Origin of the sequence: Streptococcus mitis, from assembly GCF_009496205.1 — a bacterium.
In the GTDB taxonomy this organism is placed as follows: domain Bacteria; phylum Bacillota; class Bacilli; order Lactobacillales; family Streptococcaceae; genus Streptococcus; species Streptococcus mitis_BN.
This window is the reverse complement of sequence record NZ_WIJO01000076.1, coordinates 1-7,351: the sequence shown is the minus strand read 5'-3', so window position 1 is coordinate 7,351 and position 7,351 is coordinate 1. Positions and strand designations below refer to the sequence as shown.

The window sequence follows — 7,351 nt, the reverse complement described above, 5'->3', positions numbered from 1 at the left end:
TCATGGTACAGTTGATAATCGTGTATTGACTCTTATCTTTTTGATAAAAATTTGTGTAGATACTACGATAAAGGTTCTATTAAACGGAATTTTTAAGACAAGTAAAGTAATGAAAAGGAGGATATTTTCTCTTTTTGTACTAGATTTGATTGTCTATATATTTTTAGGTTATGTTTTAGTGATACAAAAAGACGAATATCTGTTTTCAATTCTACTAATTTTTTCTAATTTCTCACTTCCCTTTATCAGAGAAAAAGAGTATGAACTATTTAAAAATAAGAAATGAGATAGATATGGTTAAATCTTATTTCTCTTTAAAATCAAATCAGGTAGAGAAAGGATATCTTATCTAGGTAACAAAGTGCTTTAAACGCAGTCGACGATTACTTATTGGAGAACTATCCTAACCATGCAACGTTAAAGAGGAGAAATCTTATGAAACTCGTATCACCAAATAATTATGCTGCTATTGAGTAAGAAGAGATGAGGTGTCTTGATGGGAGATTATCTCTACATAAAGACGGGGAATGTTACAGTAAACGTAGCTACTGCTTATTTTATGGGGAATTAAATATGTTTAAACTAAGTGATAAAGTTAGACTAATGTTTGCTCTTTTAGGAGTAAGTTCCATATTGATTAGTATGTATCTTATACCTTTTATTAAAACTGAGAATAAATTTTGGGAAATACTTTTATTTATATTAGGTGTATTGCTAATTGGAATTGCGTTACTAAGTCATAAAAAAATTAAATTTTGGAAATAGCGTTAGTGAGAAGGACAGGATAATAGTATTATGATGGTTGTTTTAATTTTGATGGTTGTGGTATATCTGTATTATGTAATTACAGAGTATTTTCAGAATAGTTATATTGACTGTATACTATTTCTAACATTGCTGATTTCTCATTTGATATGGGATTACTATTTTTTGCCCATTGAAGTTTTAGTGGCATTAAGTGGAGTAAATTTGCTGTCAAGATTATTCAAAAAAATGAGAAGTCAATAGATTTGTTAGTGGATTATAAAGATGAAAGGTAAAATGGGGATATTTAAAATGAAACATTTTTTTGCAGGAATTGGTGAGATAAGATTTAGTAGTTATCTATTGTCTCTATGTGTAGGACTAGCCCCTCTTTTTCATATCTATGTAATAGGCTCTGAAATGAGTTTTGTGAAAATAGTATTATCTATTTTGGGAGTCATATTTGTAGGTATTTTAACTATTGCTCGAATTTATAGAAGATTTTTCTATAATTCACTAGAATAGTATGGATTAGTTAATCAATTGGAACTATTATTTTTGCTATAATTTACTACTTTTAAGTTTTTACATTAAACAGCTGGCTGAAGTGAAAGTTGTTTATCTTAGAAAGGAAAACCTCAAATTGTCCTACAAATTTCTACTTTTCGACCTCGACCACACTTTGCTTGATTTTGATGTTGCTGAGGATGTGGCTTTAACGCAACTTCTAAAAGAAGAAGGGGTTGCAGATATTCAGGTCTATAAAGACTATTATGTTCCTATGAACAAGGCTCTCTGGAAGGACTTGGAACAAAAGAAAATCAGTAAACAAGAGCTGGTTAACACGCGCTTTTCTCGTCTATTTGCTCACTTTGGACAGGAAAAAGACGGTTGTTTTCTAGCCCAGCGTTACCAATTTTACCTCTCCCAACAGGGACAAACGATTTCGGGCGCTCATGAATTCTTGGATAGCCTTATCGAGAGAGATTACGAGCTATATGCTGCGACAAATGGTATTACTGCCATTCAGACAGGGCGTTTGGCTCAATCTGGTCTAGCACCTTATTTCAATCAAGTCTTTATCTCTGAACAGCTGCAAACACAAAAGCCGGATGCTCTCTTTTATGAAAAAATTGGTCAACAGATTGCAAGTTTTAGCAAAGAAAAGACGCTGATGATTGGAGATTCCCTAACCGCCGACATTCAAGGTGGCAATAATGCGGGGATTGACACTATCTGGTACAATCCTCATCACCTCGAAAATCCCACACAAGCCCAGCCGACTTATGAAGTCTATTCTTATCAAGATTTGCTGGATTGCTTAGATAAACTGTAAAAAGTGGTTTCCATAGCCACTTTTTGCTATAATAGAGGCAGTAAAAACGAAGGAGTTGGCTATGGAACACTCGTCTTGGCATGCTTTGATTAAGGCGCAATTACCTGTGGGTTATTTCGGGAAAATCAATCAGTTTATGGAGCAGGTCTATGCTCAGGGTACTGTTTATCCGCCCAAGGAAAAGGTTTTTCAAGCTCTCTTGACAACACCGCTTGAAGAAGTTAAGGTGGTGATTCTAGGGCAAGATCCCTATCACGGGCCAGGTCAAGCGCAGGGCTTGAGTTTTTCTGTACCGGACTCTATCCCAGCTCCACCATCCTTGCAAAATATCTTGAAAGAATTGTCAGATGATATCGGGGTTAAGAAATCTCATGATTTGACAGCTTGGGCTGAGCAAGGAGTCTTGCTTCTTAATGCTTGTTTGACAGTTCCTGCTGGACAGGCCAATGGTCATGCTGGTCAGATATGGGAGCCTTTTACGGATGCTGTGATTCAGGTGGTCAATCATCTAGATAGACCAGTCGTTTTTGTACTCTGGGGAGCTTATGCACGTAAGAAGAAGGCCTTAGTTACCAATCCTCATCACTTGATTATCGAATCAGCCCATCCTAGTCCTTTGTCAGTTTATAGAGGATTTTGGGGTTCCAAGCCTTTTTCCAAGGCCAATGCATTCTTAAAAGAAACAGGACAAGAGCCAATCGATTGGCTTAGATAAGGAGAAAATATGCCTCAGTTAGCGACGATTTGCTACATTGATAACGGGAAAGAATTGCTCATGCTCCATCGTAATAAGAAGCCAAATGATGTTCATGAAGGGAAATGGATTGGTGTGGGTGGTAAGCTAGAGAGAGGAGAGACCCCTCAGGAATGCGCGGCGCGTGAAATCCTCGAAGAGACGGGACTGAAAGCCAAGCCAGTTCTAAAAGGTGTTATCACTTTTCCTGAATTTACGCCAGATTTAGACTGGTACACCTATGTTTTTAAGGTGACGGAGTTCGAGGGTGACTTGATTGACTGCAACGAGGGAACGCTAGAATGGGTTCCCTATGATGAGGTTTTGAGCAAGCCAACTTGGGAAGGTGACCATACCTTTGTTGAGTGGCTTTTAGAGGATAAACCCTTCTTTTCAGCCAAGTTTGTTTATGATGGGGATAAATTGTTGGATACCCAAGTCGATTTCTATGAATAAAGGAGAAAGCAGATGCTACTAATCAAAAATGGTCGTGTAATGGATCCCAAGTCTGGTTTGGATCAAGTGTGTGATGTCTTAGTTCAAGATGGGAAAATTGACAAAATTGCGCCTGAGATTAAAGAAGAAGGAGCAGAAATGATTGATGCTACAGGTCTTGTGGTTGCTCCTGGCTTGGTCGATATTCATGTTCATTTCCGTGAACCTGGTCAGACCCACAAGGAAGATATTCATACTGGTGCCCTAGCGGCCGCTGCAGGTGGTTTTACAACGGTTGTCATGATGGCTAATACTAGTCCAACCATCTCGGATGTAGAGACTTTGCAAGAAGTTCTCCAGTCAGCTGCCAAAGAGAAGATTAATGTTAAGACGGTTGCGACCATTACTAAGAACTTTAATGGCCAAGACTTGACTGACTTTAAGGCACTTTTAGAAGCTGGTGCGGTTGGTTTCTCAGACGACGGTATCCCACTTGAAAGTAGTAAAGTTGTCAAGGAAGCCATGGAGAAAGCTAAAAAGCTTAATACCTTTATTAGTCTTCATGAGGAAGATCCAGGTTTGAACGGTGTTCTTGGCTTTAATGAAAATATCGCTAAAGAACATTTCCATATCTGCGGTGCGACTGGGGTGGCTGAGTACGCTATGATGGCGCGTGATGTCATGATTGCCTATGCAACTAAGGCTCATGTCCATATTCAGCATTTGTCTAAGGAAGAAAGTGTCAAAGTAGTTGAGTTTGCTCAAGGGCTAGGTGCGCAAGTAACAGCAGAAGTAGCGCCGCAGCATTTTTCTAAGACAGAAGCACTTCTTTTGACTCAAGGTAGCAATGCTAAGATGAATCCGCCGCTTCGTTTGGAATCAGACCGTCGTGCTGTTATCGAAGGTCTTAAATCAAGCGTCATCACAGTTATCGCGACTGACCACGCGCCTCATCATGCAGATGAGAAAAACGTTGAGGATATTACCAAAGCGCCATCTGGTATGACTGGTTTGGAAACATCTCTTTCTCTCGGTTTAACTTATTTGGTGGAAGCTGGGGAGCTGAGCTTGATGGAATTACTTGAAAAAATGACATACAACCCATCCAAGCTTTACAACTTTGAAGCAGGTTACTTGGCTGAGAATGGTCCAGCGGACATCACTATTTTTGATGCTAAGGCTGACCGCCTTGTGGACTCCCATTTTGCTTCGAAAGCAGCTAATTCACCATTCATCGGTGAAACCTTAAAAGGGCAGGTTAAATACACCATCTGTAAGGGACAAATCGTCTATCAAAACTAGGTGGGAGTCTGCTCTGTAAACAAAAAGAATAGAGAGCTTATATGTACCAAACCCATCATTTTAAAGACAAGTTTATCTTATTTTTAAAGATATTTTTCCCTATCCTTATTTATCAATTTGCCAATTATTCTGCATCCTTTGTTGATACGACTATGACTGGCCAATACAATACCATGGACTTGGCTGGTGTATCTATGGCAACCAGTATCTGGAATCCTTTCTTTACCTTTCTAACAGGGATTGTTTCAGCCCTGGTGCCTATCATTGGTCACCATCTTGGTCGAGGCAAAAAGGAAGAGGTTTCGTCTGATTTTTACCAATTCATCTATCTGGCCTTGGGTCTATCTGTGATCTTGCTGGGGATGGTGCTTTTCTTGGCACCACCAATCTTGAATCATATTGGACTAGAAGCACCAGTGGCGGCCGTAGCGGTTCGCTATCTCTGGTTTTTATCTATCGGAATTATCCCCTTATTGCTTTTTAGTGTCATTCGCTCCTTGCTGGATTCGCTGGGCTTGACCAAACTGTCCATGTATCTCATGCTTTTGTTGCTTCCTCTCAATAGCGGATTTAACTATCTCTTGATTTACGGTGCCTTTGGTGTTCCAGAACTGGGAGGTGCTGGTGCTGGTTTAGGTACTTCCTTGGCCTACTGGGTCTTGTTGGGAATTTCTGTTCTGGTTTTATTTAAACAGGAGAAGCTCAAAGCCTTACACCTTGAGAAACGCATTCCGCTTAATATGGATAAAATCAAGGAAGGAGTTCGCTTAGGTCTTCCTATTGGGGGAACTGTCTTTGCGGAAGTGGCTATCTTTTCCGTGGTTGGTTTAATTATGGCTAAGTTCTCTTCTTTGATAATAGCTAGTCACCAGTCAGCTATGAATTTTTCAACTCTTATGTACGCCTTTCCTATGAGTATCTCATCGGCTATGGCTATTGTCGTTTCCTATGAAGTGGGTGCCAAGCGATTTGATGATGCTAAAACCTATATTTGTCTAGGAAGATGGACAGCCCTCATTTTTGCAGGATTCACCTTATCCTTTCTTTACATTTTTAGGGGAAATGTGGCTAATCTTTATGGGAACGACTCAGAATTTATCGATTTGACAGCTCGCTTTTTGACTTATAGTCTTTTCTTCCAGTTAGCAGATACCTTTGCGGCACCGCTACAGGGAATTTTGCGAGGCTATAAGGATACAGTTATTCCTTTTTACCTTGGTTTGGTTGGTTATTGGGGCGTAGCAATCCCAGTTGCTATGCTATTTGATACCCTAACAGATTTTGGAGCTTATTCTTACTGGATTGGCTTGATTATTAGTTTGATTGTGAGTGGAGCGCTCTACCGTTGGCGTTTAACTGTGATTATGAAGAGATTTGAATCCAGAAAAGCTTGATTTTTAGAATTCCTGCAAGCAAAAATATCCTTCCTTATCTGCATTATTTTTGCTATAGTTAAATTAGTAGTAGGCAAATGAGAATTTCAAAAATATAGAAACAATTGATATTCCACGCTACTTTACTGGTATCAGATATAAAGAAAAAGAAGTTGCTTATTTTTAGCAGCTTCTTTTCTTAATAATTATTTTACATAATTTAATTTATGTATTTTATAAACTATCTAGAGCATTCTTTTGTTCATCGTTGACGATATGGGTATAGAGGTCAGTGACTTGTGTACTGGCATGTCCTAGCTGGTGGCTAACCAAAACTTGCGATTTGGTTGCATCATAGAGTCTAGTTGCTAGGGTATGGCGTAGTTTGTGGGGAGTTACACGCACTTTGAAGTCCTCAGAGTATTTAGCAACCATCTTTTCAACACTAGAAGCATCGATACGATTGGGAACACCTCGATAGAGAGTTAGAAAGAGTGCCATGTCCGTCTTTTCAGTCTTATAGCGTTGATTTCGAATGGCTAGATAATTCTCTAGGTAAGGCTTAGCAAAGGCAGCGACATTGACCGAGTCACGTTTACCACCTTTTCGAGTGACATCAATGACCATCATTTTTAAATTGAGATCTCTTAGATCCAGATTAACAGCTTCAGATAGGCGGACACCAGACGCCAAGAGAAGGGCAATAATGGCTAAATCACGTTCTTTATTTTTATTGAATGACGAGAGAGCACGATTTGAGAGCTGTTGTGGGTACTCCTTATCGATATAGGTTAGAAAACCTTCTGTTTCATCACCTAAAAAGAGTTTTTGCTTGATGTTTTCAGCTCTGGCAGCAAGTGTTTCTTTCTTTTTTTTTGTTGAAACTTTCTTCATTACATTACGATAGAAATAAGGTTCCCCCTGATCGTTTTCAACCTCCTCGGTCAGATATTTGTAAAGACTAGAAAGTGCTGACAAAGTCCGATTGATGGTTGTCTGAGAAACTCCTTGCTTGGTTGTATTAGCATTCAGCAAAGGACGTTCACGTAGGTAAAGGATAAAGGATTCCATGTCTTTCTTAGACATATTTTCCAAGACAGATAAAGAAATATCAGATATTTTATCGGCATTTGAGATACCAGACTCTAAAACCCAGCTGAAAAATCGATCATATTCCTTGAGGTATTCGTACAAGGTTGTAAAACTGTAAGGAACAGCAAGCTTAGATTGGTAGTATTCAAGAACATACCAGGGCATGATTTGTTTTAGTTTGTCGATTCGTTCCAGTAAAATCTCACGTTTCATGTATTTCTCCATAAATAAGTCTACTAGTAGTATAGCATAGACTTATTTATTTTTCAAGAAAATTATAGTTTTTCGGAAAGATATTATAGAGCTTTTTAAAAAAGACTTAGACCTGTGTAAAAC

The 7,351-nt window shown here is 38.8% G+C and carries 9 protein-coding genes and 1 pseudogene; 9 read left to right on the top strand and 1 reads right to left on the bottom strand.

Translation table 11 applies throughout. From position 1 onward, the window contains the following. The 9 genes and pseudogenes from GEZ85_RS10455 to pdrM form a co-directional block, all read left to right on the top strand. Positions 1–286: pseudogene (locus GEZ85_RS10455) on the top strand (hypothetical protein); the annotation flags it as partial. A gap of 287 nt (positions 287–573) precedes the next feature. Then, positions 574–765 (top strand): hypothetical protein, encoded by a 192-nt coding sequence (locus GEZ85_RS10585; protein WP_322741428.1) that lies wholly within the window; start codon positions 574–576, stop codon positions 763–765. 30 nt (positions 766–795) lie between these two features. Next, complete coding sequence (locus GEZ85_RS10450) at positions 796–1,008, top strand: hypothetical protein (protein WP_049544588.1); 213 nt, start codon at positions 796–798, stop codon at positions 1,006–1,008. 48 nt (positions 1,009–1,056) lie between these two features. Beyond that, positions 1,057–1,269 carry a hypothetical protein gene (locus tag GEZ85_RS10445; RefSeq protein ID WP_049515455.1) on the top strand — a complete coding sequence of 71 codons (213 nt, stop codon included), beginning with the start codon at positions 1,057–1,059 and terminating at the stop codon, positions 1,267–1,269. 118 nt (positions 1,270–1,387) lie between these two features. After that, on the top strand, positions 1,388–2,080 hold the full coding sequence (gene pynA, locus GEZ85_RS09475) for a pyrimidine 5'-nucleotidase PynA (RefSeq protein WP_153209131.1): 693 nt from the start codon (positions 1,388–1,390) through the stop codon (positions 2,078–2,080). A gap of 61 nt (positions 2,081–2,141) precedes the next feature. Then, complete coding sequence (locus GEZ85_RS09470) at positions 2,142–2,795, top strand: uracil-DNA glycosylase (protein ID WP_153209129.1); 654 nt, start codon at positions 2,142–2,144, stop codon at positions 2,793–2,795. Positions 2,796–2,804: 9 nt separating this feature from the next. Continuing rightward, a complete protein-coding gene (locus tag GEZ85_RS09465; RefSeq protein ID WP_001135768.1) occupies positions 2,805–3,269 on the top strand; it encodes an NUDIX hydrolase in 465 nt (154 codons plus the stop codon). Between the two features lie 12 nt (positions 3,270–3,281). Continuing rightward, positions 3,282–4,550 (top strand): dihydroorotase, encoded by a 1,269-nt coding sequence (locus GEZ85_RS09460; RefSeq protein WP_153209127.1) that lies wholly within the window; start codon positions 3,282–3,284, stop codon positions 4,548–4,550. Positions 4,551–4,591: 41 nt separating this feature from the next. After that, a complete protein-coding gene (gene pdrM, locus GEZ85_RS09455; RefSeq protein WP_153209125.1) occupies positions 4,592–5,944 on the top strand; it encodes a sodium-coupled multidrug efflux MATE transporter PdrM in 1,353 nt (450 codons plus the stop codon). A gap of 213 nt (positions 5,945–6,157) precedes the next feature. On the opposite strand, the gene xerS is transcribed toward pdrM, so the two are convergent. Further along, positions 6,158–7,228 carry a tyrosine recombinase XerS gene (gene xerS / locus GEZ85_RS09450; protein WP_153209123.1) on the bottom strand — a complete coding sequence of 357 codons (1,071 nt, stop codon included), beginning with the start codon at positions 7,226–7,228 and terminating at the stop codon, positions 6,158–6,160. Positions 7,229–7,351 lie beyond the last annotated feature (123 nt).